Source organism: Kocuria sp. MNB10 (assembly GCF_054073685.1).
Genome location: NZ_CM133411.1, coordinates 353,321 through 379,703, shown reverse-complemented (window position 1 = coordinate 379,703; position 26,383 = coordinate 353,321). Strand labels below are relative to the sequence as shown.

At 68.9% G+C, this 26,383-nt stretch carries 25 protein-coding genes, 1 tRNA gene and 1 riboswitch; of the genes, 24 read left to right on the top strand and 2 right to left on the bottom strand.

Annotated features, from left to right (window positions below):
- Positions 1–21: 21 nt before the first annotated feature.
- Both ACW9PK_RS01680 and ACW9PK_RS01675 read left to right on the top strand, forming a co-directional pair.
- Positions 22–1,176, top strand: coding sequence for a glycosyltransferase (locus ACW9PK_RS01680; protein ID WP_085106655.1), 1,155 nt, complete (start codon positions 22–24; stop codon positions 1,174–1,176).
- A 69-nt stretch (positions 1,177–1,245) separates the two neighbouring features.
- Positions 1,246–1,319, top strand: a tRNA-Ile gene (locus ACW9PK_RS01675).
- 30 nt (positions 1,320–1,349) lie between these two features.
- Here the strand turns inward: ACW9PK_RS01675 and ACW9PK_RS01670 are convergent.
- Positions 1,350–1,823, bottom strand: a complete 474-nt coding sequence (locus tag ACW9PK_RS01670; protein ID WP_457016308.1) for a M23 family metallopeptidase — start codon at positions 1,821–1,823, stop codon at positions 1,350–1,352.
- Positions 1,824–2,334: 511 nt separating this feature from the next.
- Here ACW9PK_RS01670 and rpsB point away from each other — a divergent pair.
- The 17 genes from rpsB to ACW9PK_RS01585 all read left to right on the top strand — a co-directional run bounded on the left by rpsB (position 2,335) and on the right by ACW9PK_RS01585 (position 19,404).
- On the top strand, positions 2,335–3,192 hold the full coding sequence (gene rpsB / locus ACW9PK_RS01665; protein ID WP_064846725.1) for a 30S ribosomal protein S2: 858 nt from the start codon (positions 2,335–2,337) through the stop codon (positions 3,190–3,192).
- Between the two features lie 114 nt (positions 3,193–3,306).
- Entirely contained in the window at positions 3,307–4,137 is an 831-nt protein-coding gene (tsf, locus tag ACW9PK_RS01660) for a translation elongation factor Ts (RefSeq protein WP_064846724.1), read from the top strand.
- Positions 4,138–4,337: 200 nt separating this feature from the next.
- The gene (gene pyrH / locus ACW9PK_RS01655) at positions 4,338–5,114 is read left to right on the top strand and encodes a UMP kinase (RefSeq protein WP_064845980.1); all 777 of its coding nucleotides are present in this window, start codon (positions 4,338–4,340) and stop codon (positions 5,112–5,114) included.
- 119 nt (positions 5,115–5,233) lie between these two features.
- The gene (gene frr, locus ACW9PK_RS01650) at positions 5,234–5,791 is read left to right on the top strand and encodes a ribosome recycling factor (protein ID WP_035963538.1); all 558 of its coding nucleotides are present in this window, start codon (positions 5,234–5,236) and stop codon (positions 5,789–5,791) included.
- On the top strand, positions 5,791–6,765 hold the full coding sequence (locus tag ACW9PK_RS01645; protein ID WP_313362343.1) for a phosphatidate cytidylyltransferase: 975 nt from the start codon (positions 5,791–5,793) through the stop codon (positions 6,763–6,765). The genes frr and ACW9PK_RS01645 overlap by 1 nt, the downstream gene beginning before the upstream one ends.
- An 85-nt stretch (positions 6,766–6,850) precedes the next feature.
- Entirely contained in the window at positions 6,851–7,594 is a 744-nt protein-coding gene (locus ACW9PK_RS01640; RefSeq protein ID WP_286739363.1) for a DivIVA domain-containing protein, read from the top strand.
- A gap of 161 nt (positions 7,595–7,755) precedes the next feature.
- Positions 7,756–8,145 (top strand): DUF485 domain-containing protein, encoded by a 390-nt coding sequence (locus tag ACW9PK_RS01635; protein WP_457016307.1) that lies wholly within the window; start codon positions 7,756–7,758, stop codon positions 8,143–8,145.
- Positions 8,142–9,782 (top strand): solute symporter family protein, encoded by a 1,641-nt coding sequence (locus ACW9PK_RS01630; protein WP_085106662.1) that lies wholly within the window; start codon positions 8,142–8,144, stop codon positions 9,780–9,782. Before ACW9PK_RS01635 ends, ACW9PK_RS01630 begins: the two co-directional genes overlap by 4 nt.
- 162 nt (positions 9,783–9,944) lie before the next feature.
- Positions 9,945–10,205 (top strand): GlsB/YeaQ/YmgE family stress response membrane protein, encoded by a 261-nt coding sequence (locus ACW9PK_RS01625; RefSeq protein WP_085106663.1) that lies wholly within the window; start codon positions 9,945–9,947, stop codon positions 10,203–10,205.
- Positions 10,206–10,336: 131 nt separating this feature from the next.
- Positions 10,337–11,599, top strand: coding sequence for a 1-deoxy-D-xylulose-5-phosphate reductoisomerase (gene dxr / locus ACW9PK_RS01620; protein ID WP_457017146.1), 1,263 nt, complete (start codon positions 10,337–10,339; stop codon positions 11,597–11,599).
- 53 nt (positions 11,600–11,652) lie between these two features.
- Positions 11,653–11,767: riboswitch (SAM riboswitch) on the top strand.
- A gap of 95 nt (positions 11,768–11,862) precedes the next feature.
- Positions 11,863–12,747, top strand: a complete 885-nt coding sequence (locus tag ACW9PK_RS01615; RefSeq protein ID WP_144998862.1) for a MetQ/NlpA family ABC transporter substrate-binding protein — start codon at positions 11,863–11,865, stop codon at positions 12,745–12,747.
- Complete coding sequence (locus tag ACW9PK_RS01610; protein ID WP_035963527.1) at positions 12,744–13,796, top strand: methionine ABC transporter ATP-binding protein; 1,053 nt, start codon at positions 12,744–12,746, stop codon at positions 13,794–13,796. The genes ACW9PK_RS01615 and ACW9PK_RS01610 overlap by 4 nt, the downstream gene beginning before the upstream one ends.
- Positions 13,796–14,452: a methionine ABC transporter permease gene (locus ACW9PK_RS01605; RefSeq protein ID WP_035963525.1), complete on the top strand. Its 657-nt coding sequence runs from the start codon at positions 13,796–13,798 to the stop codon at positions 14,450–14,452. Before ACW9PK_RS01610 ends, ACW9PK_RS01605 begins: the two co-directional genes overlap by 1 nt.
- Before the next feature lie 175 nt (positions 14,453–14,627).
- Positions 14,628–15,794 carry a flavodoxin-dependent (E)-4-hydroxy-3-methylbut-2-enyl-diphosphate synthase gene (gene ispG, locus ACW9PK_RS01600; protein WP_144998858.1) on the top strand — a complete coding sequence of 389 codons (1,167 nt, stop codon included), beginning with the start codon at positions 14,628–14,630 and terminating at the stop codon, positions 15,792–15,794.
- Positions 15,795–15,832: 38 nt separating this feature from the next.
- The gene (locus ACW9PK_RS01595) at positions 15,833–16,651 is read left to right on the top strand and encodes a GNAT family N-acetyltransferase (RefSeq protein ID WP_457016306.1); all 819 of its coding nucleotides are present in this window, start codon (positions 15,833–15,835) and stop codon (positions 16,649–16,651) included.
- Positions 16,652–16,749: 98 nt separating this feature from the next.
- A complete protein-coding gene (locus ACW9PK_RS01590; RefSeq protein ID WP_457016305.1) occupies positions 16,750–18,576 on the top strand; it encodes a proline--tRNA ligase in 1,827 nt (608 codons plus the stop codon).
- 21 nt (positions 18,577–18,597) lie between these two features.
- Complete coding sequence (locus ACW9PK_RS01585; RefSeq protein WP_457016304.1) at positions 18,598–19,404, top strand: sulfite exporter TauE/SafE family protein; 807 nt, start codon at positions 18,598–18,600, stop codon at positions 19,402–19,404.
- Positions 19,405–19,423: 19 nt separating this feature from the next.
- Here the strand turns inward: ACW9PK_RS01585 and ACW9PK_RS01580 are convergent, their stop codons facing one another.
- Positions 19,424–20,434, bottom strand: coding sequence for a hypothetical protein (locus ACW9PK_RS01580; RefSeq protein ID WP_457016303.1), 1,011 nt, complete (start codon positions 20,432–20,434; stop codon positions 19,424–19,426).
- Positions 20,435–20,530: 96 nt separating this feature from the next.
- On the opposite strand from ACW9PK_RS01580, the gene ACW9PK_RS01575 reads away from it, so the two are divergent.
- From ACW9PK_RS01575 to rbfA, 5 genes are all read left to right on the top strand, one after another.
- The gene (locus ACW9PK_RS01575; RefSeq protein WP_035963505.1) at positions 20,531–21,022 is read left to right on the top strand and encodes a ribosome maturation factor RimP; all 492 of its coding nucleotides are present in this window, start codon (positions 20,531–20,533) and stop codon (positions 21,020–21,022) included.
- Positions 21,023–21,168: 146 nt separating this feature from the next.
- Complete coding sequence (nusA, locus tag ACW9PK_RS01570; RefSeq protein ID WP_064845967.1) at positions 21,169–22,146, top strand: transcription termination factor NusA; 978 nt, start codon at positions 21,169–21,171, stop codon at positions 22,144–22,146.
- A gap of 125 nt (positions 22,147–22,271) precedes the next feature.
- Positions 22,272–22,604 (top strand): YlxR family protein, encoded by a 333-nt coding sequence (locus ACW9PK_RS01565; RefSeq protein ID WP_064845966.1) that lies wholly within the window; start codon positions 22,272–22,274, stop codon positions 22,602–22,604.
- A gap of 116 nt (positions 22,605–22,720) precedes the next feature.
- On the top strand, positions 22,721–25,639 hold the full coding sequence (infB, locus tag ACW9PK_RS01560; protein ID WP_457016302.1) for a translation initiation factor IF-2: 2,919 nt from the start codon (positions 22,721–22,723) through the stop codon (positions 25,637–25,639).
- Positions 25,640–25,856: 217 nt separating this feature from the next.
- Complete coding sequence (rbfA, locus tag ACW9PK_RS01555) at positions 25,857–26,312, top strand: 30S ribosome-binding factor RbfA (protein WP_457016301.1); 456 nt, start codon at positions 25,857–25,859, stop codon at positions 26,310–26,312.
- Positions 26,313–26,383 lie beyond the last annotated feature (71 nt).

Sequence of the window (26,383 nt, the reverse complement as noted above, 5' to 3'; positions counted from 1 at the left end):
CCCCCTACGGAACACAAGGCCTTGAGAATACTGATCACCGCTGAGACCTATCCGCCCGACATCAACGGTTCCGCGCAGTTCGCCCGCCGCCTCGCGCGCGGCATGCTGGAACGGGGTCACGAGGTCCACGTCGCAGCACCCATGCCCACGAGCGGCCCGTCCCGGATCATGGACGACGCCGGGGTGACCGAGCACCGGTTCCGCTCCCACCACGCGTTCACCCACCCCTACTTCCGGTTGTGCTTCCCGTGGGAGATCGTGCGGGAGGTCGCGCGGTTGTTCGACGACGTCCGCCCGGACGTGGTCCACGTCCAGTGCCACTACATCCTGGGCCGGCTCGTGGTCCGTGAGGCCGTGCGCCGTGGTGTCCGGGTCGTGGGGACCAATCACTTCGTCCCCGAGAACATCGAGCCGTTCCTGCCGTTCCCGCAGTGGTTCGTGCGCGGCTACCGCAAGGTCTCGTGGTGGGACATCGCCCGCGTGTACGGCCGCTGCGACGTCATCACCGCACCCACGCCGCTCGCGGTGCGCACCATGGTCGACAACGGTGTCCCCGATCGGGCGATCGCGGTGTCCAACGGGATCCAGGCCGGTGACTACGAAGCCGCCGCGGGGGAGCAGATCGAGCACCCGGACCACCCGATCGTACTGTTCTGCGGACGCCTGGCCGTGGAGAAGAACGTGGACGAACTCATCGAGGCCGTGGCCCTGATCCCGCGGGAGAAGAACGTTCACGCCGAGATCGTGGGGGAGGGGGAACAGCTGGACCGGCTCGTGAAACTCGCACACGAACACGGTGTCGCGGACCGGGTCCACTTCCTGGGGTTCCTCACGGACGAGCAGCTACGCACGGCCTACCTCCGCGCGGACGTGTTCTGCCAGCCCGGGACAGCGGAACTGCAGTCCCTCGTGACGCTGGAGGCCATGAGCGCCTCGACCCCCGTGGTGCTCGCCAACGCCCGCGCGCTGCCCCACCTCGCGGACGAGGGGCGCAACGGGTACCTCTTCTCCCCGGGCAATTCCGGGGACCTCGCGACCAAGCTGCAACTGGTCCTCGATGCCCCGCCCGAACAGCGGCGGGCCATGGGCGAGCGCAGCCGGGACATGGTGTCCCGCCACTCCTTCGCCAAGACACTGGATACGTTCGAGCGGCTCTACACCGGCGCGGAGTCGTGACGGGCCCTGCGACGCCGCGCATGCGGTAGCGTAGGGCGGCGACCTCGACATCCGTTCGCGGTCGCACAGGGGGCGGTAGCTCAGCTGGTCAGAGCAGAGGACTCATAATCCTTTGGTCGTGGGTTCAAGCCCCACCCGCCCTACAAGACATGCCACGCCGGCTCACTGTGGTCTCACTCACCGGGGACCGGCAACAACACCGACGGCCGCAGGTCCGCCACGAATTGCAACGGGTTCACGTACTCCCCGTTCTCCCGCACACCCCAGTGCACCGCATCCCCGCCCGGGCCGTGGCCGGGAGTGGCCACGTTGGCGATCACCTGCCCCCGGGTCACCCGGTCACCCACTCGCACGGACGAGGACACCGGCTCGAATGAGGACTTGTGCCCCTCGCCATGGTCCACCGTGAGGACCTCCCGGTCCACGACGACACCCACGAAACTCACGACCCCGTCCTGCGGTGCACATATGGGTGTGCCCGGGGGAGCGTGTAGATCCACACCCCGGTGGCCGGGCAGCCACTTCTGTGCGGGAGCCTCGAAATGCCGGCTCACCGACGGGCGCGGGGACACGGGCCAGGCCCAGTCGGGAGAGGCCCACGCCGCGGGGTGGGCCAGCAGCGAGCCAAGCGCGAGGACCGCGGCCATCACAGCGCAGTACACGGCGTGGTGCGGGGACCGTCCGGGTGGGCGTGCGGGAAACGGCGGGTGCGCGGGAATGGGTGGGACCGTTGGAACGGGTGGGCGAGGAGGAATGGGTGGGGCGGCGTCGTCGTGACCGGAGGAACACATGACGACAGCGTGCGGCAGCCCGGTCCGAAGGGGCGGGGAGGCGCTCCGATGTGGAGCGAGGACGCCGCGCGATGCTGTATCCTACAGGGTGCAGTCACTCTGCCATTGGTTCACCGTGCCCGCTCGCGGGTGCGCGCCAATGCGGGATGGCTGACTTCGCGCGCGAGGGAACCCACGGCGGACATGGTCCGCCCGGGTGCGTGGTCCTCGGTCCGAGGCCCCGGTTACCGGGTGGTCGCGGTATGGAACCACGGGAGCCTGCTCCACGAGTAGGACTCACGAATCGCGCCAGGGACCGGCACGGCCGGTCGACAACCGTAAACACCGAGACGGCCCGCGGGCCGTCCATTATTCATGAGGAGACGACATGCCTGTCGTTACCATGCGCCAGATGCTCGACAACGGCGTCCACTTCGGCCACCAGACCCGTCGCTGGAACCCGAAGATGAAGCGCTTCATCTTCACCGAGCGCAACGGCATCTACATCATCGACCTGCAGCAGTCGCTGGGCTTCATCGACAAGGCCTACGAGGCCGTCAAGTCGACCGTGGCCCACGGCGGAACCATCCTCTTCGTCGGCACCAAGAAGCAGGCGCAGGAAGCGATCGCCGAGCAGGCGACCCGCGTGGGCATGCCCTACGTGAACCACCGTTGGCTCGGTGGCATGCTCACCAACTTCCAGACGGTCTCCAAGCGGATCGACCGCATGAAGGAACTGGAAGAGGTCGACTTCGACGACGTCGCGGGCTCGCAGTACACCAAGAAGGAATTGCTGCTGCTGCGCCGCGAGAAGGAGAAGCTGGAGCGCACGCTCGGCGGCATCCGCAACCTCACCAAGACCCCGTCCCTGGTCTGGATCGTGGACACCAAGAAGGAGCATCTCGCGGTGGACGAGGCGCAGAAGCTCGGCGTGCCGATCGTCGCGATCCTCGACACCAACTGCGATCCGGACGAGGTCGCGTTCCCGATCCCGGGTAACGACGACTCCATCCGCTCCGTCTCACTGCTCACCCGCGTGATCGCCGACGCCGTGGCCGAGGGCCTCATGGAGCGCAACAACGGCAAGTCCAACGCCGCCGAGGAGCCCATGGCCGAGTGGGAGCGCGAGCTGCTGGAACAGCACAACGAGCAGACCGCCGAGCAGGCGGCCCCGGCCGAGCAGGCCGCGCCCGCCGCCGAGCAGCCCGCCGAGACCGAGCAGAAGGACGCCCCCGCCGCCGAGTGAGGCCGGTGAGCGAGTTCACCTTCCATTCTTCCCGGTGACCCATCGTGGTGACCGGAACCGTTCCGGACGTCCTGAGGCGCCCGGCACGGACGAACCGACAACAGAGGAGTTCACATGGCGAACTACACCGCTGCCGACATCAAGGCCCTGCGCGAGCGCACGGGTGCCGGGATGCTGGACGTCAAGAAGGCCCTGGACGAGGCCGACGGTGACGCCCAGAAGGCCCAGGAGATCATCCGCGTCAAGGGCCTCAAGGGTGTGACCAAGCGCGAGGGTCGCTCGACCGCCGAGGGCATCATTGTGGCCCGCACCGAGAACAACGTGGGCTACATGGTCGAGGTCAACTCCGAGACCGACTTCGTGGCCAAGTCTGCCCCGTTCGTGGAGTTCGGCAACAAGGTGCTCGACGCCGCCGTGGCCTCCGACGCCGCGGACCTCGAGTCCCTGCTGGCCGCCCAGGCGGACGGCAAGACCATCTCCGATCTCGTGACCGAGACCGGTGCGCTGTTGGGCGAGAAGGTCGTCGTGCGTCGTGTGGCCCGTGTCGCCGGTGATCACGTGGCCGTGTACCTGCACAAGACCTCCAAGGATCTGCCCGCCCAGGTGGGTGTCCTGCTGGCCGTGTCCGGTGCTGACGCCGAGACCGCCGCGCACGACGTTGCCGTGCACATCGCCGCGATGTCCCCGTCCTTCCTCTCCGAGGAGGACGTCCCCGCGGAGACCGTGGAGAACGAGAAGCGCGTCGCGGAGGAAACCGCTCGCAACGAGGGCAAGCCCGAGAAGATCATCCCGAACATCGTCCAGGGTCGCCTGAAGGGCTACTACAAGGACGTCGTGCTCGTGGACCAAGACTTCGCCAAGGACGCCAAGAAGTCCGTGGGCCAGGTGCTGTCCGAGGCCGGCGCCACCGCCACCGCGTTCGCGCGGTTCCGCGTGGGGGCCTGAGCACCCGTTCGCGGGGTCCCGCGTGCGCCGAGCACGTGAGGCCCACAGCGACGTCTCGACGGGAGACCGTCGCGCGTCCCGCACTGAAGCGGCGGGGCACCACTGGGGGACCGGGGGTGCCCCGCCGCTTCTGTATGCTGGAGGGCGGTCTGCCACGGGCGGGCCGCCTCATGACCACGAATCGGCCCCCGGGAGGATCCATGCCCAGCATCATCGAATCGGAACCCCAGGACGAGGCCCTCGGCGGGGACCGGCAGCTGCGGCGCACCGAACCGGCACGTCGCAGGGTCCTGCTCAAGCTCTCGGGCGAGGTCTTCGGTGGCGGCAGCGTGGGCGTGGACACCTCGGTGGTGCGTGAGATCGCCGAACAGATCGCCGCGACCGTGGGCCGCGTGGAGACCTCCGTGGTGGTCGGTGGCGGCAACTTCTTCCGCGGCGCGGAGCTCTCCCAGGCCGGGATGGACCGTTCGCGCGCCGACTACATGGGCATGCTGGGCACCGTGATGAACTGCCTGGCGCTGCAGGACTTCCTGGAGCAGTGCGGCGTGGACACGCGCGTGCAGTCCGCCATCAAGATGGAGCAGGTCGCGGAGACCTACATCCCCCGCCGTGCGATCCGCCACATGGAGAAGGACCGCGTGGTGATCTTCGGTGCGGGTGCGGGCCTGCCCTACTTCTCCACGGACACCGTGGCCGCGCAGCGCGCCCTGGAGGTGCACGCGAGCGAGGTCCTCATGGCCAAGAACGGTGTGGACGGCGTCTACACCGCGGACCCGCGTAAGGACCCGGACGCGCAGCGTCTCGCGAGCCTCACATACGACCAGGCAATCGCGCGGGACATCCGCGTGATGGACCAGACCGCGTTCGCGCTGTGCCGCGACAACAACGTGACCATGCGCGTGTTCGGCATGGAGGGCGCGGGCAACGTGACCCGCGCGGTGCTGGGCGAGGAGATCGGGACCCTGGTCACCCCGTAAGGTCTCGCGGGCCGTCGCATCGCGCGACCAGCCGCCCCCTGCCCGTTAGAGTGGGGAGAACGAACCGTCGCCACCGGCGTCAGTACCGCCGGCCGGCCAGCTCATAAGGAGAAACACCCGTGATTTCAGATGTCCTCTCGGATGCCACGACCAAGATGGGTAAGGCGGTGGACGCCGCCAAGACGGACTTCTCCACGGTTCGTACCGGCCGGGCCAACCCGGCCCTGTTCTCGAGCCTGCTCGTGGAGTACTACGGCACGCCCACCCCGCTGCAGCAGCTCGCGTCGTTCCAGACCCCCGAGGCCCGCACCCTGCTGATCACCCCCTACGACCGCAGCGCTCTCAACGACATCGAGAAGGCCCTGCGGGACTCGGACATCGGCGCGAACCCCGCCAACGACGGCAACGTGATTCGCGTGGTCATGCCCGAGCTCACCGAGGAGCGCCGCAAGGAGTACGTGAAGATCGTCTCGAACAAGGCGGAAGAGGGCCGGGTGTCCGTGCGCAACGTGCGCCGCCACGCTAAGGAGGCCATCGAGAAGCTCGTCAAGGACGGCGAGGTCGGCGAGGACGACGGCAAGCGCGGCGAGAAGGACCTGGACGCTGCGACCAAGAAACACATCGACCAGATCGACGATCTGCTTAAGAACAAGGAAGCCGAACTGCTCGGCGCCTGATGGCATCGGCTGATTCCCCCGGCTCCCCGCACCGCGACACCCGCCCGCCGTCTCCCGCCCCGGCGGGGGAGCAGGGGCGGGCGCACGACCCCCTGGTCACCACGGGCTCGCTGCGGCAGGTCCTCACCCGCCCCTTACAGCGCAGCACCGAGCACAAGGCCCCCTCGCGGGCGGGCCGTAACCTCCCGGCCGCCGTGGCCGTGGCCGTCGTGCTCATCGGCGCGCTCGTCACGGGACTGTTCTTCGTCCCGCTCGTACTGGCCCTGCTGGCCGGGACCGCGGCGGGTATCGGGGTGTGGGAGATCGCGCGGTCACTGACCTACAAGGGCGTGCAGATCCCGCAGGTCCCCGCGGTGATCGCAGCGGTGCTCATGCCGCTCGCGGCGTTCTTCGGCGGGGCGGAGGCGCTGTCCATGGCGCTCGTGCTCGCCGTGACGCTCGTGGTGGTGTGGCGGGCCTTCGGGCCCAAGCAGGGGATGATGCTGTCCATCATGGGCTCGGTGTTCGCGCTCGTGTGGGCCTCGTTCCTGCTGAGTACGGCGGTGCTGCTCTACCACTCCCCGGACGGCCCCCACAAGGTCCTCACGATCATCCTGCTGGCCGTCAGCTCCGATACCTTCGGCTACGCGGTGGGGGTCGTATGGGGCAAACACCCCATGGCCCGCAAGATCTCTCCCAAGAAGTCGTGGGAGGGTTTCGCCGGATCCGTGGGCGGTGCCGTGGTCGTGGGCGTGCTGTGCGCGCTTTTCCTCGTGGAGATGCCGTGGTGGCAGGGCGCGGTCCTGGCGGTCGCGATCGTCGTCGTGGCCACCGTGGGCGACTTCTCCGAGTCCATGATCAAGCGGGAGATCGGGATCAAGGACATGGGGACCCTGCTGCCTGGTCACGGCGGAGTGATGGATCGCATCGACTCCATCGTCTTCGCCGTGATCACCGGCTACGTGATCTTCGAACTGTTCACCGTCCTGGGGTGACGCGGTCGCGGGCCGACCGCCCGCGCGCCCGGGACGCACGGACGCCGCCCCTCGCGGGTTGCGTCCCGGCCGCGAAAGGGCGGGTATGACTACTCAGCAACGTTTCGATCGCCTCGGCGAGCGGGCCTGGGGTTACGACCCCGCCCAGGTGGACGACTTCCTGGACCGCCTCGCCGCGGTCATGCATACGACGACGCCGCCCGCCCCCGGTGGCCACGCGGACCCGGTCGCGGGCCCCGGGACGGTCGCTGAGCCGGTCGTTGACCCGGCCGATGTCACGGACCCCGTCACCGCCGAGGACTCTGCTGCGTCCGCGGACACCGCCGGGGCGACCGACGCGGACCGTGAACCCGAGAGCGCGGAGGCGGCGCAGCGGCGTCGTCGGCTGGGCAGCCGGCAGGTGCGCGAGCGCGTGTTCGACCGCGTCAAGGGCGGTTACGACCCCGGAGCGGTGGACGCCCATCTGGACGCCGTGGAGGACGAGCTGTTCGCGCGGGAGAAGGCCGCGTTCGTGGCCGAGCACGGCGCCCGGCGCTGGGAGGAGCACCTGGAGCTGTTGGCCGGGCTGTTGCTGGGGCGGCTCAACCGCCCGCACGGTGAACGCTTCCGCCGGCCGAGTTCGCACCGCACGCTGGGTTACGCGGCGGCGGACGTGGACGTGCTGTGCGACCGGCTCATGGACGCGTTGCGCGGTGAACCCGAGGTGGACCCGCGGCTCGTGAGGACGGCGGTCTTTCGATCCGCCCAGGGTCAGCGCAGCTACGAGGAACAACAGGTGGACGCGTTCCTGGACCGGGCCGTGGAGTTCGTCCTGGCCATGCGGCCGTAGCGGCGCGCCATGACGCCGAATGTATACACAGATCGATCAAAATTATAAGGTGGGCTAACCAAACCGCGGATTTCAGGGGTTTTTCGACGTTGTGACGGGCATGTCTTGTGTCATTGGATACACAGTGCGTACTGTGGTGATCATCACACAAGGAGGCACACATGGCGTCCACGCCCCCTGTCGACCCCAACGGTTCCGCGGCAACCCAGGGCATCGACTTCCCCGCGGTCCAGCGTTCGCACGAGTTCCAACGGCTGCGCTCGACCCACCGATCCTTCGTCTTCCCCCTGGCCATCGCGTTCCTGGTCTGGTACCTGCTCTATGTGGTCCTCGCCATCTACGCGCCGGGCTTCATGTCCACGCGGGTCGTGGGCAACGTCAACCTGGGTCTGATCCTGGGTCTGCTGCAGTTCGTCACCACATTCGGGATCACCGCCGCGTACGTGAGCTTCGCCAACCGCAAGCTCGATCCGCAGGCCACCGCGTTGCGTGAGGACCTCGAATCCACTTCCGGCCACCGGGCCGACGACCACCAGGAGGCCCGGCCATGATCGCCGTCCCCGCCCTCTCGACACCCGCGGTGCACCTGGCGGAGGCCGCCACGTCCACCGTGGGCAACCCCGCGATCAATATCTCGATCTTCCTGGCGTTCGTGCTCGTGACGCTCGTGGTCGTGATCCGGGCGTCCAAGTCCACCGCCACAGCCGCGGACTACTACGCGGGTGGGCGCTCGTTCTCCGGGACCCAGAACGGTCTGGCCATCGCGGGTGACTACCTCTCCGCGGCGTCGTTCCTGGGTATCGTGGGCGCGATCGCCCTGCAGGGCTACGACGGGTTCCTGTACTCGATCGGCTTCTTCGTCGCGTGGCTCGTGGCCCTGCTACTGATCGCCGAGCCGCTGCGCAACACCGGCAAGTTCACCATGGCGGACGTGCTGTCGTTCCGATTGCGGCAGAGGCCCGTGCGGGTCGCGGCGTCCATCTCAACCCTGGCCGTGACGTTCTTCTACCTCCTGGCGCAAATGGCCGGGGCGGGGGCCCTAGTGTCCCTGCTGCTGGGGATCGGCTCCCGGGCCGGGCAGTCCCTGGTGATCGTGATCGTGGGCGTCATCATGATCGTCTACGTGCTCGTGGGCGGCATGAAGGGCACCACATGGGTGCAAATCATCAAGGCGTGCCTGCTCGTATCCGGCGTGGCCGTGATGACCGTGTGGATCCTGGCCTTGTTCGGGTTCAATTTCTCGACCATGCTCGGCGCGGCCGTGGAGACGAACAACAACCCCGCGATGCTCGATCCCGGGCTGAAGTACGGCGTGAGCGAGATCTCCAAGCTGGACTTCATCTCGCTGGGTCTGGCCCTCGTCCTGGGTGCCGCCGGCCTGCCGCACGTGCTCATGCGCTTCTACACGGTGCCCACCGCCAAGGAGGCCCGCAAGTCCGTGGTTTGGGCGATCACTCTGATCGGCCTGTTCTACCTCTTCACCCTGGTGCTCGGGTTCGGTGCGGCCGCGCTGATCGGTGCGGACCGGATCAAGGGCGCGCCTGGTGGTGTGAACTCGGCGGCTCCGTTGCTCGCGTACGAACTCGGCGGGTCCATCCTCATGGGTCTGATTGCGGCGGTCGCGTTCGCCACGATCCTCGCCGTGGTCGCCGGTCTGGCCATCACGGCCTCCGCGTCATTCGCACACGACATCTACACGTCCGTGATCAAGAAGGGCACCTCGGACCCGCGTCAGGAACTGCGGGTGGCCAAGACCACCGTGGTGGTCATCGGCCTGATCTCGGTCGCCGGCGGCATTGGCGCGCAGGGTCAAAACGTGGCGTTCCTCGTGGCCCTCGCCTTCGCGGTGGCGGCCTCCGCCAATCTGCCCACCATCCTCTACTCGCTCTACTGGAAGCGCTTCACCACGCGCGGCGCGGTATTGTCCATGTACGGCGGGCTGATCATCTCCGTGGTGCTCATTATCTTCTCCCCGGTGATGTCCGGATCGGAGACCTCCATGATCCCCGGCGCGGACTTCGCGTTCTACCCGCTGTCCAACCCCGGCATCATCTCGATCCCGGCGTCCTTCCTGCTCGGTTTCCTGGGCTCGCTCAGCGAGCGCCGGCCGGAGGACCCGCGCAAGCAGTCCGAGATGGAAGTGCGTTCCCTCACGGGAGTGGGAGCGGAGAGGGCAGTCTCGCACTGACCTGGTTCACCGCCCCTTGACACGGGCCGCCGTGTCCGGTTTCATTCGGACGCGGCGGCCCGTGTAGCGTTGGTGTCTGGTACTACACTGTGAACCAGTTCGCTGACCACGTGCGGTTGCGGAACACCGCAAACGCGCACAACGAGAACCAGAGGTGGAGAAATGGGCATCATTAGCTGGATCATCCTCGGTCTGATCGCCGGCGCGCTCGCCAAGCTGATCCTTCCGGGCAAGCAGGGTGGCGGGATCATCGTCACCATCATCCTCGGCATCGTGGGGGCCTTCCTGGGCGGCTGGCTGGGAAGCCTCATCGGCATCGGTAGCATTGATGCGTGGTACCACCCCGGCACGATCATTACCGCCGTGATCGGCGCGATCATCGTGCTGCTCATCTACGGCGCCATCGTCGGCCGCCGTCGCTGAATCCCACGCGGGTCCTGAGCGGACCCTCCCGACAAGGGCGTAACCTCCGGGTGGCGCCCTTGTTGCGTGCCCGGGATGACCATCATGGGCGTCGCACACGCGATACTGGGCAGATGAACTCGTCGCCCGTCATGACCCCCGACTTCGACCGCGCCACCCGGCAGGCCCCCCGCCGCCTCGTGATCCTCGGATCCACGGGATCCATCGGGACGCAGGCCCTCGACGTCGTGTCCCAGGCCGCGGGGCTGCGCCGGCCCGTCTCGGATGCCACCCACGAGCCCTTCGAGGTCGTGGCGCTCGCCGCGGGCGCGGGTCACCTCGAGCTGCTCGCCCAGCAGGCCGTGGCGTACGGGGTCCGAGCAGTGGGCACGAGCGGTACGGCGGACGACGCCGCCCGGTTGCGTGAGCTGATCGCGGACCGGGCGCGTGCGTCGTCGTCGTCGGCGGCACCCGAGGTCCTGCACGGGCCGGACGCCGCCGCGCGGATCGCGCAGTGGGAGGGTGCGGACCTCGTGCTGAACGGAATCACCGGGAGCATCGGGCTCGCGCCCACCCTGGCGGCGCTGGGAGCGGGTCGGCGGGTGGCGCTCGCGAACAAGGAATCGCTGATCGCGGGCGGTCCGCTCGTCCTGCGCGCCGCGGCGGACACGGGCCTCGAGGACGCGCTGATCCCCGTGGACTCCGAACACTCGGCGATCGCCCAGGCCCTGCGCTCCGGGACGGCCTCCGAGGTGCGCCGGCTCGTGCTCACGGCGTCCGGCGGACCGTTCCGCGGCATGACGCGCGAGCAGCTCACGCGCGTGACACCCGAACAGGCCCTGCAGCACCCCACGTGGGACATGGGGGTCATGGTCACCACGAACTCCGCGACCATGGTCAACAAGGCACTGGAGGTGCTCGAGGCGAGCCTACTGTTCGACGTCCCCCTGGACCGGATCGACGTCACGGTGCATCCGCAATCGGTCGTGCACTCCATGGTGGAGTTCGTGGACGGATCCACCCTGGCGCAGGCGTCCCCGCCGGACATGCGCCTGCCCATCGCGCTCGGAATCGGCTGGCCCCACCGCGTGACCGGTGCCGCCGCGGGGTGCGACTGGACCCGGGCCGCACAGTGGACGTTCGAACCGCTCGATTCGCAGGTGTTCCCCGCCGTGGAGCTCATGAAGCACGCGGGTTCGCGCGGCGGGACGTGGCCCGCGGTGTTCAACGCCGCCAACGAGCAGGCCGTGCACGCGTTCCACCGCGGGGCGCTCGGCTTCACGCAGATCGTGGACATGGTCGAGCGTGTGCTGGAGGATCACGACGGCGTCACGCGGCCCACCCTTGAGGACGTCCTGGGGGCGGAGGAGTGGGCCCGGGCCCGCGCGGACGAACGTATCGCCGGGATGGCATAGGGCCCTTCCGGCGGTCGTCGGCCCATGGCAGGGCCATGCTAGAATTCCGGGTGGATGACGAGATCCGGCGCGTAGCTCTGGCTGGCCGGACGGCAACCCTCTCCCGTAGCGGGGTGCCCCAGATGACCATCCGGTCGCGGTTGCAACAGATCACGGCAAGTGCGGTTCCCCGGAAATCAGCACGTACCCGTCCCTGTGCCCTCATCCAGGGGGGACTGTTCGCCCCGCGAGTCCCCGTCACAGACCCCTGGAAAGGCATGATCATGCGAACCAAGCGTTTGATTCCCGTCGTGTTGGCCACCACCCTGGGCCTCACCCTCACCGCGTGCGGCGGCGGCTCCGACAACTCGGACCCGGCCGCGGACGGCAAGATCACCGTCGGGATCGTGGGCTCGACCCCTGTGCAGGAAGCGTTGAAGCAGGTCGCCGCGGACAACGACATCACGGTCGAGTACGTGGACTTCAGTGACTACAGCCAGCCGAACCCCGCTCTGAAGAGCGGTGACATCGACATGAACTGGTTCCAGCACATCGCGTACCTCGCCGATTACAACAACAACGCCGGGGACACCATCACTCCCGTGGGCTCCACGTCCATCTTCCCGCTGGGGCTGTACTCCAAGAGCGTGAAATCCGTGGGTGACTTCAAGCAGGGTGACGAGATCGCCGTGCCGAACGACTCGATCAACCTGTCCCGCGCCCTGAACCTCTTGCACCAGCAGGGTCTCGTGGAGTTCACCAAGGACACGATCGCCCCCACCGAGCAGGACATCGACACCGCCAAGTCCAAGGTCACGGTCCGCCCGGTCTCCGCCGAGCAGACCGTGCTGTCCATGGACTCCGTGGCCGCCTCCGTGGTCAACAACGACTTCCTGGACCGCGCGAACATCGATCCCAAGTCCGCGCTGGCTCAGGACGATCCCACCGCGGACAGTGCCAAGGTGTACGACAACCTCTTCGCCGCGACCGAGGCGAACGCGGACAACGAGACCCTGAAGAAGGTCGCGAGCTTCTACTACGACGACAAGGTCCAGGACGCGGAGAAGACCGAGACCAAGGGCACCGCGGTGCCCACCAAGGTGGACCAGCAGGAGCTCAAGGACTTGCTGGCCCGCTACTCGCAGGACCTCAAGGAGCAGACCAAGTGAGCCCGTCCGCCACGGCGGACACCCTGGTCAGTTTCCGGGACGTGAGCAAGGTCTTCGTCACGGGGTCCAAACGCCGCCCGCGCACCGTGACCGCGGTGGACTCCGTGGACCTGGACATCCGCCGCGGTGAGATCTTCGCGGTGATCGGCTACTCGGGGGCGGGCAAGTCCACCCTCGTGCGGCTGATCAACGGCCTGGAACCCATTTCGTCCGGGACGCTCGAGGTCGCCGGTAACCGTGTGGACGGGCGCAGCGAATCCCAGCTGGCGCCCATCCGCCGCAAGATCGGGATGATCTTCCAGCAGTTCAACCTGTTCACGTCACGCACAGTGGCGGGCAACATCGATTACCCGCTCAAGCGTGCCGGGTGGAAGCCCGAGGAACGCAAGGCGCGGGTCGCGGAACTGTTGGAGTTCGTGGGCTTGACCGAGCGCGCCGGGAACTACCCCGAGCAGCTCTCGGGTGGTCAGAAGCAGCGCGTGGGGATCGCCCGCGCGCTCGCGAGCAATCCCGAACTGCTGCTCGCGGACGAGTCCACCTCGGCGTTGGACCCGGAGACCACCCAGGAGGTCCTGGGTCTGCTCAAGCGCGTCAACCGTGAGCTGGGGATCACCATCGTACTGATCACCCACGAGATGGACGTGGTGCGGGCCACCGCGGACCGCGTGGCCGTGATGGACAGCGGTCGTGTGGTGGAGACCGGGACCACCGCGGAGGTCTTCGCCCACCCGCGGGCGCAGACCACGCGCAAGTTCGTCTCCTCGGTCATGCGCACCGTGCCGCGCGCGGACGAGATCGAGAAGCTGCGCCGGGAACACCCCGGGCGGCTCGTGCTGGTGGACGTCACCGACCAGAACCGGATCGGGGACGTGCTCTCGGACGCCGCCCGTGACGGTGTCAGCTTCAACATCGCCTTCGGGGGGATCTCCATCCTGCAATCACAGTCCTTCGGAACGCTCACGCTGTCCCTGACCGGTTCGGACGAGTCCGTGGACCGCGCCGTCGAGAGTCTGCGCGCCGTCACCACGGTGCGGGAGGTGAGTGAGTGATGGAGTGGTCTGCTCTGGGCCCGCAGTTGCTGGACGCAACCGGGCAGACGCTGTATATGGTCTCCGTGACCCTCGTGCTGGCCGGGCTCATCGGCCTGGCCGTGGGCATGGGGCTCTACGTGACCCGGCGGGGCAGCATCCTGGAGAACGGTCCACTGTTCACCGCGCTGAACCTCCTGGTGAACTTCGTGCGTCCCATCCCGTTCATCATCCTGCTGGCCGCCCTGGGTCAGGTCACGGAATCGGTCGTGGGCACGCGCCTGGGCCCCAACGCCGCGATCTTCACCATGACCATCGGCGCTACGTTCGCGGTGGCCCGCATCGTGGAGCAGAACCTCATGACGGTGGATCCCGGGGTGATCGAGGCCGCGCGGTCCATGGGGGTCTCGCGCTGGAAGATCATCACCACGGTGATCCTGCCGGAGGCGCTCGGCCCGCTCGTGCTGGGGTACACGTTCCTGGTCATCGGCATCACGGACATGTCCGCGATGGCCGGTGCGATCGGCGCCGGTGGTCTGGGTGACTTCGCGTTGCGCCTGGGCTATCAGCGCTTCAACGACCAGGTCACGTGGGCCGCGGTGATCGTGATCATCATCCTGGTCCAGCTCGTGCAGTTCTTCGGCAACTGGCTCGCGCGCAGGATCATGCGCCGCTGACGCTCACGCGCCCCGTACCATGGCGACGCCGCCCCCGGAACATTCCGGGGGCGGCGTCGTGTTCGGCGCATCACGTGCGGCTGTAGCACGTGGGAGGAGTGGGGCACAATGGACAGTGCAACATCGCGGGGCGCGCGTCACGGGCCCCGGACGCCACTTCCTTGGGAGGCAATTCGTGACCTCGGTCAATCTCGGTATGCCCGCCGCGCCCCAACCGGTGCTCTCGCCCCGGCGCAAGACCCGCCAGATCCAGGTGGGTTCGGTGGGTGTGGGGTCGGAGCACCCGATCAGCGTCCAGTCGATGACCACGACCCCCACCACGGACATCAACGCCACGCTGCAGCAGATCGCCGAGCTCAACGCCGCCGGTTGCGACATCGTGCGTGTGGCGTGCCCGTCCCAGGACGACGCCGACGCCCTGCCCATCATCGCCATGAAGTCCCCGATCCCGGTGATCGCGGACATCCACTTCCAGCCCAAGTACGTCTACGCCGCGATCGACGCCGGGTGCGCCGGTGTGCGCGTGAACCCGGGCAACATCCGCAGGTTCGACGACCAGATCGAGGGCATCTCCCGTGCGGCGGAGGCCGCGGGCGTGTCCATCCGGATCGGCGTGAACGCGGGCTCCCTGGACAAGCGCCTGCTGCAGAAGTACGGCAAGGCCACCCCGGAGGCGCTCGTGGAGTCCGCCGTGTGGGAGGCCTCGCTGTTCGAGGAGCACGACTTCCACGACTTCAAGATCTCGGTCAAGCACAACGACCCCGTGACCATGGTGCGCGCCTACCAGTTGCTTGCCGAGCGCGGGGACTGGCCGCTGCACCTGGGTGTCACTGAGGCCGGCCCGGCCCTGCAGGGCACCGTCAAGTCCGCGACCGCCTTCGGCATCCTGCTCGGTCAGGGCATCGGGGACACCATCCGCGTGTCCCTGTCCGCGCCTCCGGTCGAAGAGGTCAAGGTGGGCAATCAGATCCTGCAGTCGCTTGGGCTGCGCCCGCGCAAGCTCGAGATCGTCTCGTGCCCCTCGTGCGGGCGCGCGCAGGTGGACGTCTACAAGCTCGCCGAGGAGGTCAACGAGGGCCTGGCACACCTGACCGTGCCGCTGCGCGTGGCCGTGATGGGCTGCGTCGTCAACGGCCCGGGGGAAGCCCGCGAAGCGGACCTGGGCGTGGCCTCGGGCAACGGTAAGGGCCAGATCTTCGTGCGCGGTGAGGTCATCAAGACCGTTCCCGAGGACCAGATCGTGGAGACCCTGCTCGCCCAGGCCAATGAGATGGCCGAGAGCATGGAATTGGACGAGAACGGCCAGCCGGTCGAGGGCGCGCCGGTTGTGACCGCCGGGTGATCCTGCGCCGCGCCCCGCGGGTGCTCTCACCCGCCGCCGTGAACCAGTCGGCACTGGACCGCCTGCTGGCGCGGCACGCGGTGTCCGGGGTGTTCGTCGCGGCGCACGTGGCCCGGATCCGGGCCGCCCGCGGTCGGCGGCAGCCGCCCGTGATCGGTGTTGTGGACTCCTCCGGTGAGCTCGTGGGCGCGTGCTGGGCGGGAACCAACGTGGTCCCCGTGGTGCTCGACCAGACCGGGACGGACCTCGTCGCGGACGTCCTGGCCCGCGGCGGCCCCCGCTTCGCCTCGTTCTTCGGTCCCGCCGATCCCGTGCTCGGACTGTGGGAACGATTGCGGGACACGTGGCCCGAACCCTTCGACGTCCGTCCCGTGCAACCGCTGCTCGTGATGGACCGTGATCCCGCACCCGAGTTGTTCACGGGGCCCGCCCGCGATGTGCGATGGGCGCAGGACGAGGACTTCCCTCGCGTGCTGCCCGCGGCCGCGGCCATGTTCACCGAGGAAGTGGGGTACTCCCCCTTCACCACCGGGGCGGAGGGTTACCGCCAGCGAGTGCGCTCCCTCGTGCGCGATCGCAGGACCGCGGTGCTCACCGACGAGCACGGTACCGTGATCTTCAAGGCGGACATCGGGTCACTGCACGGGTCCGTGTGCCAGATCCAGGGCGTGTGGGTGGACCCCAAGCACCGGGGGAGGGGACTGGCCGTGCCGTGTATGGCCGCGACCGTGGCGCTCGCCCGGCAGTACGTCCCGACCGTGAGCCTCTACGTGAACTCGTTCAACGCACCCGCCCTGGCCACATACCGCCGAGTGGGTTTCCGGCGGCACGGGGATTTCGCCACGGTCCTCCTGTGAGCCCCCGGGCCCGGCGTGCGCCGGTGCCGCGCAGCGATAGACTCGCGGGGATACCCGCCGCTTCGATCGTTCCCTTCACGGGTGGATAGGATCCCTTCATGCCCCTTCGCCTGAGTTCCTTGTTCCTGCGCACGCTGCGCGAAGACCCCGTGGACGCAGACGTGGACAGCCACAAGCTCCTGGTGCGCGCCGGGTACATCCGCCGCGCGGCGCCCGGGATCTACACGTGGTTGCCCCTGGGGCTGAACGTCCTGGGGAAGGTCGAGCGGATCGTGCGCGAGGAGATGAACGCGATCGGCGCCCAGGAGGTGCACTTCCCGGCGCTGTTGCCGCGCGAACCCTACGAGGCCACCAACCGCTGGACCGAGTACGGTGAGAACCTCTTCCGGCTGCAGGACCGCAAGGGCGCGGACTACCTGCTCGCGCCCACGCACGAGGAGATGTTCACGCTGCTCGTGAAGGATCTTTACTCGTCCTACAAGGACCTCCCGGTCTCGCTGTACCAGATCCAGACCAAGTACCGGGACGAAGCCCGCCCCCGCGCGGGTCTGCTGCGCGGGCGGGAGTTCATCATGAAGGACTCCTACTCGTTCGACATCGACGACGCGGGGTTGGACGAGTCCTACGCCAAGCACCGCGCGGCGTACGTGCGGATCTTCGAACGCCTCGGCCTGCCGGTCGTGGCCGTGTCCGCGACCTCGGGGGCCATGGGCGGATCCCGGTCCGAGGAGTTCATGCACCCCTCGTCCGTGGGTGAGGACACCTTCGTGCGCTCGGCTGGAGGCTACGCCGCGAACGTGGAGGCCGTGACGACGGTGGTCCCGGAGCCGATCGACTACGCGGACGCTCCTGCGGCCCAAGTGCACCGCACCCCCGCGAGCCCCACGATCGAGACGCTTGTGGAGCGCTCCAACGAGTTGCACCCCCGCGAAGGCGAGCCGTGGACCGCCGCGGACACGCTCAAGAACGTCGTGCTGTCCGTCTCGTTGCCCGGTGGTAAGCGTCAGCTCGTGGCCCTGGGCGTTCCCGGGGACCGCGACGTGGACCTCAAGCGCGTGGAAGCCGGGATCGGTGAGGCCCTCGGACAGGGCGGTGAACTCGAGGTCGCCGCCGCGACCGAGGACGAGCTGCGTGCCGTGCCCGAACTCGTCAAGGGCTACATCGGTCCGGGTCTGAGCCGCGACGACGCCCTGCTCGGTTCCGAGTCCCGCACGGGCATCCCGTACTTCGTGGACCCTCGCGTGGTGCCGGGCACCTCGTGGATCACCGGCGCGAACGTGGCCGAGACCCACGTCTACCACCTGGTCGCCGAGCGCGACTTCACGTGGGACGGCACCCTCGAGGCTTGCACCGTGCGTGACGGGGACCCCGCACCGGACGGTTCCGGGCCCCTCGAGATCGCGCGTGGCATGGAGATGGGCCACGTCTTCCAGCTCGGGCGCAAGTACGCCGATGCCCTCGGGCTCAGGGTGCTGGACAGCAACGGCAAGCTCGTGACCGTGACCATGGGCTCCTACGGTGTGGGCGTGACCCGCGCGCTCGCGGCCGTGGCGGAGTTCTACCACGACGACAAGGGCCTGTTGTGGCCGCGCGACCTCAGCCCCGCGGACGTCCACGTGGTCGCCACGGGCAAGGGCACGGAGGTGCTCGAGGCCGCGGAGGAGATCGTCGCGCACCTCGAGGACGCCGGGATCAGCGTCCTGTTCGACGACCGTCCCAAGGTCTCCCCGGGTGTGAAGTTCGGCGACGCCGAGCTGCTGGGCGTACCCACCGTGCTCGTGGTGGGCCGCGGGCTCAAGGACGGGGTGCTCGAGCTCAAGGACCGCCGCAGCGGGCAGTCCCGGGACATCGCACGCGAGGACGTGGTTGCCGAACTCACCGCCGAACTGCGCGGATCGGACACCCCCGCGGACGACACCCTGTAGTCCCGGCCCGGGTGTTCCGTCATGGACCTGTCCGCCCTCGCGGGATCCGGTCTGGACTCCGCCGCCTCCGGCTTCGTCGTGCTGCTGGTGCTCACCGGTTTCGCCGCGGGGTTCATCGACGCCGTGGTGGGCGGTGGAGGGTTGCTCCAACTGCCCGTGATGCTGCTGATCCCGGGCATCACCCCGGTCCAGGCGCTCGCGACGAACAAGATGGGCTCGGTCTTCGGCACGACCACGTCCGCGGTGACGTTCTACCGTCGCGTCCACCCGGACCTGCGCACCGCGCTGCCCATGGCCGTCGTGGCCCTCGTCGCGTCGGGGGCGGGTGCGGCCGCGGCCGCCGCACTCCCGGCCGCGGTGTTCAAGCCGATCATCGTGCTCGCGCTGATCGCCGTGCTCGTGTTCACGGTGGCCAAGCCATCCATGGGTCAGCTGACCGCGCTGCGACACACCGGCGCGCGGCACTACGGGCTGGCTGTCGCGCTAGGCGCCCTGATCGGTTTCTACGACGGCGTCATGGGCCCGGGAACGGGGTCGTTCCTGATCATCGGGCTCGTATCGTTACTGGGCTACAGCTTCCTCGCGGCGAGCGCGAAGGCCAAGATCGTCAACCTGGCCACGAACATCGGCGCCATCGCGGTCTTCGCCGCGCACGGTTCCGTCCTGTGGGGGCTGGGTCTCGTGCTCGGGCTCAGCAACATGGCCGGGGGTTACCTCGGCGCACGCACCGCGGTGGCCCGGGGCAGCGCGTTCATCCGCGTGGTCTTCTTTACAGTGGTCACGGTGTTGATCGCCAAGCTCGGGTGGGACGTCCTCACGGGTCGCTGACCGGCGCGTGCGCCGCGCGTCAGTCCCTCCCCGGCAGGGCGGGCACCGGGTGTTCGGGGTCCAGGCGCTGCGCTGCGACGGCCGTCTCCAGCAGCGCCGTGAGCAGCCAGTCCCGGTCCTCGGGCGACGACGCCCCCACGGCGGACACGAGCGCGGCGCTCGCCTCGCGCAGTGTCCCGCCCACCGCTCGGGCGGGGTCCTCCACGAAGCCGGCGGGCAGGACGTGACCGCCCGCGACGGGTGCGGGATCGCACGACAACATCGGAGTCACCGCCGGCTCACGCAGCGTGGGATCGAGCGTGTCCATGACCGCGTCCATGGTGCCCCTCTGTGCGGCGTCGGCCGGGATCCGCGCAGCGGCCGCCTCGGCGGTGAACCGCGCACGGTCCAGGGCCGTGACCGCGGCGAGCTGCGCAGGTTCGCACGACGACGCCGCGTCGTCGTCGGTGTCCCCGCCGTCCCCTTCCTCGGTGGGTACTTTCGATGCCGCTCCGCTGACAGGGCCGTCACCGTCCCGTTCCCCTGCGGATCCGTTCGACGTTGCGGGGGAACCGGCCCCCGAACCCGCCTCGCTCTCTTCTGTTTGGCGTGCGGTGGGGTCCGCGCCAGCCGGCGGTGGCGCCGCCGCCCACCACGACGCCGCGACGCTCGCGGCGGTGGCCGCCAGCTCCCCGTTCGGCGAGGTCCTGGCGACGTCCTCGAGCCGGGCTGCGGCGTCGGCCAGTGAACTCGGCGGGGCCCCGGTACCGCGTGCCTCGAGGTGGCGGGCCTGGGAGGGAGTTGCCGCCGGACCGAACGCGGCCTCCTGATCCGCCAGGACAGCGTCGGGAAGGACCGAGGGGTCGGGGTCCAGGTCTGCACGCACGGACGCGATGGTCGCGCGCGCGCCGAGGCGTGCGTCGTCGTCGTCGGGCAACGGGCGCCAATGAGCCCACAAACCCGCGGCGAGCACGAGCACCAGGACCAGAGTGAGCGCCACGGCCAGGACGCGCCAGGCGCTGGCGGGGGGTGCGGGCGGGCGAGAACTCACGAATTCCTCCGGGGGACGGGTCTGTTCCATGATAGGGAGCAGCAGGCAGGACGAACGCGGCGCGGTGACCCCGCGAGCCGCACGAGGAGGACGGACATGACGACAGTGGACGAGACGCGCATCCGCGCAAGCGTGGAACCGGTGGTCGAGGCCGCCGGGCTCTTCCTGGAGCAGTGCGAGTTCACGGGCCAGGGCGGGAACCGGATGCTGCGCGTGCTCGTGGACCTGCCGGACGGTACGGACTCTCTGAGCCTGGATCGCGTGGCGGAGGTGGCGCGGCAGGTCTCCGACGCCCTGGACCGCGACGACCCCGTGCCCGGCCCGCCGTACGAACTCGAGGTGTCCTCGCCGGGGGCCACGCGCGACCTGGAGACGCCGCGGCACTGGCGGCGCAGCGTGGGTCACCTCGTGCGGATCCGGCCCGCGGAGGGGGAGCGCTACTCGGCGCGGCTGCTCGAGGCGCACGAGGACCACGCCGTGGTCCAGCGCTGGCACCAACCCAAGAAGGGAATGCCGGTGAAGTACCTGGACCCCGAGCGCGTGGCCTACGCGGACGTGCGCGGTGCCAAGGTGGAGGTGGAGATCTGACGTCCCCGCGGGGATGTACGATAGCCGGAAGAACACGAGACAGACCCATGCAGCAGCGCTCCGCACCCCGCGTGCGGCGCGCTGTTTGGTTCCCGGCCCCGAACACGGTGCGGAACCCCCGCGTGGTGCGAAGGAAGGCCGGACACATGGACATCGACATGAGCACCCTGCGCTTGCTGGAACGCGAGCGCGACATCCCCGTGGACGTGCTGATCCCCACGATCGAACAGGCCCTGCTGCTCGCGTACATGCGCTCGCCCGGGGCCATCAACGGCGCCCGTGCCGAGGTCGATCGTCGCAGTGGACACGTGACCATCTGGGCTCCCGAGCTGGACGAGAACGACGAGCGGGTGGGCGAGTTCGACGACACCCCGTCCGGTTTCGGTCGTATCGCCGCCGCGACCGCGCGCCAGGTCATCCTGCAGAAACTGCGCGACGTCGAGGACGACAACGTCCTGGGTCACTTCAAGGGCCGCGAGGGGGAACTCGTCTCCGGTCAGATCCAGCAGGGCAACAACCCCAAGATGGTCCAGGTGAACCTGGGCACCGTGGAGGGACTGCTGCCGCCGCACGAGCAGGTCCCCGGGGAGCGCTACGAGCACGGTCAGCGGATCCGCGCGTTCGTCGTGGAGGCCAAGCGCGGGTTCAAGGGCCCGTCCATCACGCTGTCCCGCTCCCACCCGGATCTGGTGCGCCGACTATTCGAGATGGAGGTCCCCGAGATCGCGGACGGTTCCGTGGAGATCGTGACACTGGCGCGCGAGGCCGGGCACCGCACGAAGATGGCCGTGGCCGCCAAGCGCCCCGGGGCCAACGCCAAGGGCGCGTGCATCGGTGACATGGGTTCGCGCGTGCGCGCGGTGATGAACGAGCTCGGAGACGAGAAGATCGACATCATCGACTACTCGGACGATCCCGCCCGGTTCATCGGCAACGCCCTGTCCCCGGCGCGGGTGTCCCGGGTGAACGTGCTGGACGAGGGTGCCCGTTCCGCGCGCGCCGTCGTCCCGGACGCCCAGCTGTCCCTCGCGATCGGCAAGGAGGGGCAGAATGCCCGCCTGGCCGCGCGGCTCACGGGGTGGCGCATCGACATCGTCCCCGAATCCCGCGCGACGGATCGCTGAACATCCCCAGGATTCGGGGGAATCCCGCGCGGCGCGCTAGACTTTGCTCTGATCAGGTCGACCATCGTCCTTCCGCGCGGTTCCGTGCCGCCTGAAAACCGGACGACGGGTCATGAGGAGCGGGGATGAGCGTCAACAGTCTTCGTACCTGTGTGGGGTGCCGAGAGGTGAGCCCCCCTGATCAACTCGTCCGCGTGACGATGGAGGACACACCGCAGGGCCCCCGGGTCGTGGCGGATCTTCACCGCCGAGCGGGAGGCCGAGGAGCCTGGGTGCACGCCACCCGGCAGTGCGTTGCCACCGCGGTGCGCAAACGGGCGTTCCATCGCTCGTTCCGTACCGCCGTGACCACGGACGACCTCGAGCAACAGCTGCGCGTCCTCCTGCCGGTGCAGGAGGACGAACACCAGGAAAGCGAGTCAGAAGCCCATGGAAAACCGATGAGTGCCGGCCGATGAGTGCCTTCGAGTACTCAACCCGCGGCCACGCGGGACGCACGTGTGCGTCCGGTGGCCACGTCAACGGAAAATAAGCGGTTCGTACCTGTTTCGGTGCGGACCGAGACAGGAGAACAGTGGCCAAGCCCCGTGTCCACGAGCTCGCGAAAGAGCTCGGAATCACGTCCAAGGAAGCTATTTCCAAACTTCAGGAACTCGGCGAATTCGTTCGCGGAGCGTCCTCCACGGTGGAACCGCCCGTGGCCAAGAAGCTGCGTTCGGCGTACCCCGCCGGTGGCGATTCCGCCGCGCAGTCCAAGAACTCCGCCGGGGGCAACTCCGGCAAGCCCGCGCAGCAGGGCGCCAGGAAGCCCGCGGAGAAGTCCTCCGCGCCCAAGCCCGGGGGCAGGGTCCAGCCCAAGCCCGCCGGTTCCGACGCCCCTGCCAAGCCCGCTGCCGGATCCGCCGCGCCGACCCCGGGTGCCCCCAAGGCTCCCGCGAAGTCGGCGTCCGAGCCCCAGGCCTCCGAGACCCCGGTTGCGAAGCCCGCTGCCTCCAAGCCCGCTGCCTCCGACTCGGCCACGCCGCGCAGTGCGGCGACCCCGGGCCCCCGTGCCAACGCCCCCAAGCCCGGTAGTGCCAAGCCGGGTCAGTCCGCACCGCGTCCGGGGAACAACCCGTTCGCGTCCCAGCAGGGCATGGGCCGCGGTTCCGACGGTGGTCAGCGTGCGCCGCGCCCCGGCCAGCAGCGCTCGGCCAAGCCCGGAGCACCGCGTCCCGGTAACAACCCGTTCGCGTCCCAGCAGGGGATGCGTTCGAGCAATGCCGGTCAGGGCGGACCCCGTCCCGGCGGTCCCCGTCCGGGTGGCCCCCGTCCCGCTCAGGCGGGCCAGGGTGGCCCGCGTCCCGGTGCGCCCCGTACGGGTGCACCGCGAACGGGTCAGGGCGGCCCCCGTCCCGGTGGACCCCGCCCCTCGCCGAACATGATGCCCGGTCACACCACGGGTGTGGCCCCGATCGGTAGCCGCCCGGCACCCGGTGGGGGACCCCGCCGCGGTGGTGGCGCCGGCGGTGGTGGTACCGGTGGCGGCGGTGGTTTCCGCGGCCGCGGTGGCCGCGGTGGCACGCAGGGTGCCTTCGGTCGCGGTGGTGCCCGCGGCAAGCACCGCAAGTCGAAGCGGGCGAAGCGCCAGGAGCTCGAGCAGATGAGCGCACCCGCCGTCGGCGGCGTGTCGGTTCCTCACGGCGACGGCAGCACTGTGGTGCGGCTGCGCCGCGGTGCCTCGCTCATGGACTTCGCGGAGAAGATCAACGCGAACCCGGCGTCGCTCGTGACCGTGCTCATCCACCTGGGTGAGATGGCCACGCAGACCCAGTCCCTGGACGAGGACACCTTCCAGCTGCTGGGTGCCGAGCTCGGCTACCAGATCCAGGTGGTCTCCCCGGAGGACGAGGAGCGCGAGCTGCTCGAGTCCTTCGACATCGACCTCGAGGCGGAACTGGAGGCTGAAGGCGAGGACGTCCTGGCACCGCGCCCGCCGGTGGTCACCGTCATGGGTCACGTGGACCACGGTAAGACCCGCCTGCTGGACGCGATCCGTAACACCAAGGTGATCGAGGGTGAGGCCGGCGGCATCACCCAGCACATCGGTGCGTACCAGATCTCCACCGAGGTGGACGGTCAGGAACGGCTCATCACGTTCATCGACACCCCGGGTCACGAGGCGTTCACCGCGATGCGTGCCCGTGGCGCGCAGGTCACGGACATCGCCGTGCTCGTGGTCGCCGCGGACGACGGCGTGATGCCGCAGACCGTCGAGGCGCTCAACCACGCCCAGGCGGCGAACGTGCCGATCGTGGTGGCCGTGAACAAGGTCGACAAGCCGGACGCCAACCCGGAGAAGATCCGCGGTCAGCTCACCGAGTACGGCCTGGTGCCCGAGGAGTACGGCGGCGACACTATGTTCGTGGACGTCTCCGCCCGCGAGAACCTGCACATCGACGACTTGCTGGACGCCATCGTGCTCACGGCGGACGGCGCTCTGGAACTGCAGGCGAACCCGGACAAGAACGCCCGCGGCGTCGCCATCGAAGCCAACCTGGACAAGGGCCGCGGTGCGGTGTGCACCGTGCTGGTCCAGTCCGGCACGCTCACCGTGGGCGATTCGATCGTGGCCGGTGCCGCGTACGGTCGCGTGCGTGCCATGTTCGACGAGATGGGCCGCACCGTGGAGGCGGCGCTGCCGTCCCGCCCGGTGCAGGTGCTGGGTCTGTCCTCCGTGCCGCGCGCGGGTGACACGTTCCTGGCCACCCAGGAGGAGCGCACCGCGCGTCAGATCGCCGAGAAGCGTGAGGCCGCGGACCGCAATGCCCAACTCGCCAAGCGCCGCAAGCGGATCACGCTCGAGTCCTTCGACGAGGCCGTGGCCGAGGGCAAGATCGACACCCTCAACCTCATCATCAAGGGTGACGTGTCCGGTGCCGTGGAGGCGCTCGAGGACTCGCTGCTCAAGATCGACGTGGGCGAAGAGGTCCAGCTGCGGGTCATCCACCGCGGCGTGGGCGCGATCACCCAGAACGACGTCAACCTGGCCACGGTGGACAACGCCGTGATCATCGGCTTCAACGTTCGTCCCGCCGAGCGCGTGACGGACCTGGCCGAGCGCGAGGGCGTGGAGATGAAGTTCTACTCCGTGATCTACAACGCGATCGACGACGTCGAGAGCGCGCTCAAGGGCATGCTCAAGCCGGAGTACGAGGAGGTGGAGCTCGGTACCGCCGAGATCCGCGAGGTCTTCCGCTCGTCCAAGTGGGGCAACATCGCCGGTGCGTACATCACCAAGGGTGTGGTGCGCCGCAACGGCAAGGCCCGCCTGGTGCGCGACGGCAACGTGGTGCAGGACAACCTCACCATCGATTCGCTGCGCCGGTTCAAGGACGACGCCACCGAGGTGCGAGAGGGTTACGAGTGCGGTATCGGACTCGGTTCCTTCAACGACATCCGCGAGGGCGACCTCATCGAGACCTGGGAGATGCGCGAGAAGCCGCGCGACTGACGGGTCCCCGCGGCCGGTGCACTCACGCGAGCGCACCGGCCGCGACCACGTGACAGCGGGTCCGGGTGCCCGTGTGATTCCCACGAGATCACGCGGGCACCCCGCCCGCACCGCGATCCGTTCCGTGATGGGCGGATCGCACCGGGTGGCGCGTCACGGCGCACCACCCCCGCACACTGCAACGCCCCGGCGTTGCCCGGACACGAGGAGTACCACCATGGCCGACGCCGCCCGCGCCGCTCGACTTGCCGATCGCATCAAGGTGATCGTGGCCCAGGCGCTCGAACGCAGGATCAAGGACCCCCGGGTGGGTTTCGTGACCGTCACGGACGCGCGGGTCACCAACGACCTGCAGCATGCGACCGTGTACTACACCGTCTACGGGGACGAGACGCAGCGTCAGGAGACCGCGCGGGCCCTGGAGTCCGCCAAGGGCATCCTGCGCTCCGAGGTGGGTAGGAACATCACCGCGCGCCTGACCCCCACGCTCACCTTCGTCGCGGACGAGATCCCCGCGGACGCCGCACGTCTCGAGGCGCTGCTGCGCACCGCGCGTGAGAAGGACGCCCAGGTGGCTGAACAGGCCCAGGGCGCTCAATACGCCGCGGGGGATGACGCCTACCGCACGTCCGACGCGGATGACGAAGCCCCCGAGAGCCGGTCGCGGGACTGATCCGGTGACCGATCGCCAGCAGATTCCGAGCCCGGCACCCTCGCTCCCGAGGGCGGCCGGGCTCGTCGTCG

What these genes read in the sequence shown, in the direction of transcription:
- nusA (WP_064845967.1), top strand. Translation starts at nt 21,169, where the DNA reads ATGGACATCGACATGAGCACCCTGCGCTTGCTGGAACGCGAGCGCGAC.
- ACW9PK_RS01645 (WP_313362343.1), top strand. Translation starts at nt 5,791, where the DNA reads ATGGCATCGGCTGATTCCCCCGGCTCCCCGCACCGCGACACCCGCCCG.
- ACW9PK_RS01585 (WP_457016304.1), top strand. Translation starts at nt 18,598, where the DNA reads ATGGACCTGTCCGCCCTCGCGGGATCCGGTCTGGACTCCGCCGCCTCC.
- ACW9PK_RS01625 (WP_085106663.1), top strand. Translation starts at nt 9,945, where the DNA reads ATGGGCATCATTAGCTGGATCATCCTCGGTCTGATCGCCGGCGCGCTC.
- ACW9PK_RS01605 (WP_035963525.1), top strand. Translation starts at nt 13,796, where the DNA reads ATGGAGTGGTCTGCTCTGGGCCCGCAGTTGCTGGACGCAACCGGGCAG.
- rpsB (WP_064846725.1), top strand. Translation starts at nt 2,335, where the DNA reads ATGCCTGTCGTTACCATGCGCCAGATGCTCGACAACGGCGTCCACTTC.
- ACW9PK_RS01615 (WP_144998862.1), top strand. Translation starts at nt 11,863, where the DNA reads ATGCGAACCAAGCGTTTGATTCCCGTCGTGTTGGCCACCACCCTGGGC.
- dxr (WP_457017146.1), top strand. Translation starts at nt 10,337, where the DNA reads ATGACCCCCGACTTCGACCGCGCCACCCGGCAGGCCCCCCGCCGCCTC.
- ACW9PK_RS01630 (WP_085106662.1), top strand. Translation starts at nt 8,142, where the DNA reads ATGATCGCCGTCCCCGCCCTCTCGACACCCGCGGTGCACCTGGCGGAG.
- ACW9PK_RS01590 (WP_457016305.1), top strand. Translation starts at nt 16,750, where the DNA reads ATGCCCCTTCGCCTGAGTTCCTTGTTCCTGCGCACGCTGCGCGAAGAC.
- ACW9PK_RS01635 (WP_457016307.1), top strand. Translation starts at nt 7,756, where the DNA reads ATGGCGTCCACGCCCCCTGTCGACCCCAACGGTTCCGCGGCAACCCAG.
- rbfA (WP_457016301.1), top strand. Translation starts at nt 25,857, where the DNA reads ATGGCCGACGCCGCCCGCGCCGCTCGACTTGCCGATCGCATCAAGGTG.
- ACW9PK_RS01640 (WP_286739363.1), top strand. Translation starts at nt 6,851, where the DNA reads ATGACTACTCAGCAACGTTTCGATCGCCTCGGCGAGCGGGCCTGGGGT.
- tsf (WP_064846724.1), top strand. Translation starts at nt 3,307, where the DNA reads ATGGCGAACTACACCGCTGCCGACATCAAGGCCCTGCGCGAGCGCACG.
- pyrH (WP_064845980.1), top strand. Translation starts at nt 4,338, where the DNA reads ATGCCCAGCATCATCGAATCGGAACCCCAGGACGAGGCCCTCGGCGGG.
- ACW9PK_RS01575 (WP_035963505.1), top strand. Translation starts at nt 20,531, where the DNA reads ATGACGACAGTGGACGAGACGCGCATCCGCGCAAGCGTGGAACCGGTG.
- ACW9PK_RS01565 (WP_064845966.1), top strand. Translation starts at nt 22,272, where the DNA reads ATGAGCGTCAACAGTCTTCGTACCTGTGTGGGGTGCCGAGAGGTGAGC.
- ACW9PK_RS01670 (WP_457016308.1), bottom strand. Translation starts at nt 1,823, where the DNA reads ATGGCCGCGGTCCTCGCGCTTGGCTCGCTGCTGGCCCACCCCGCGGCG.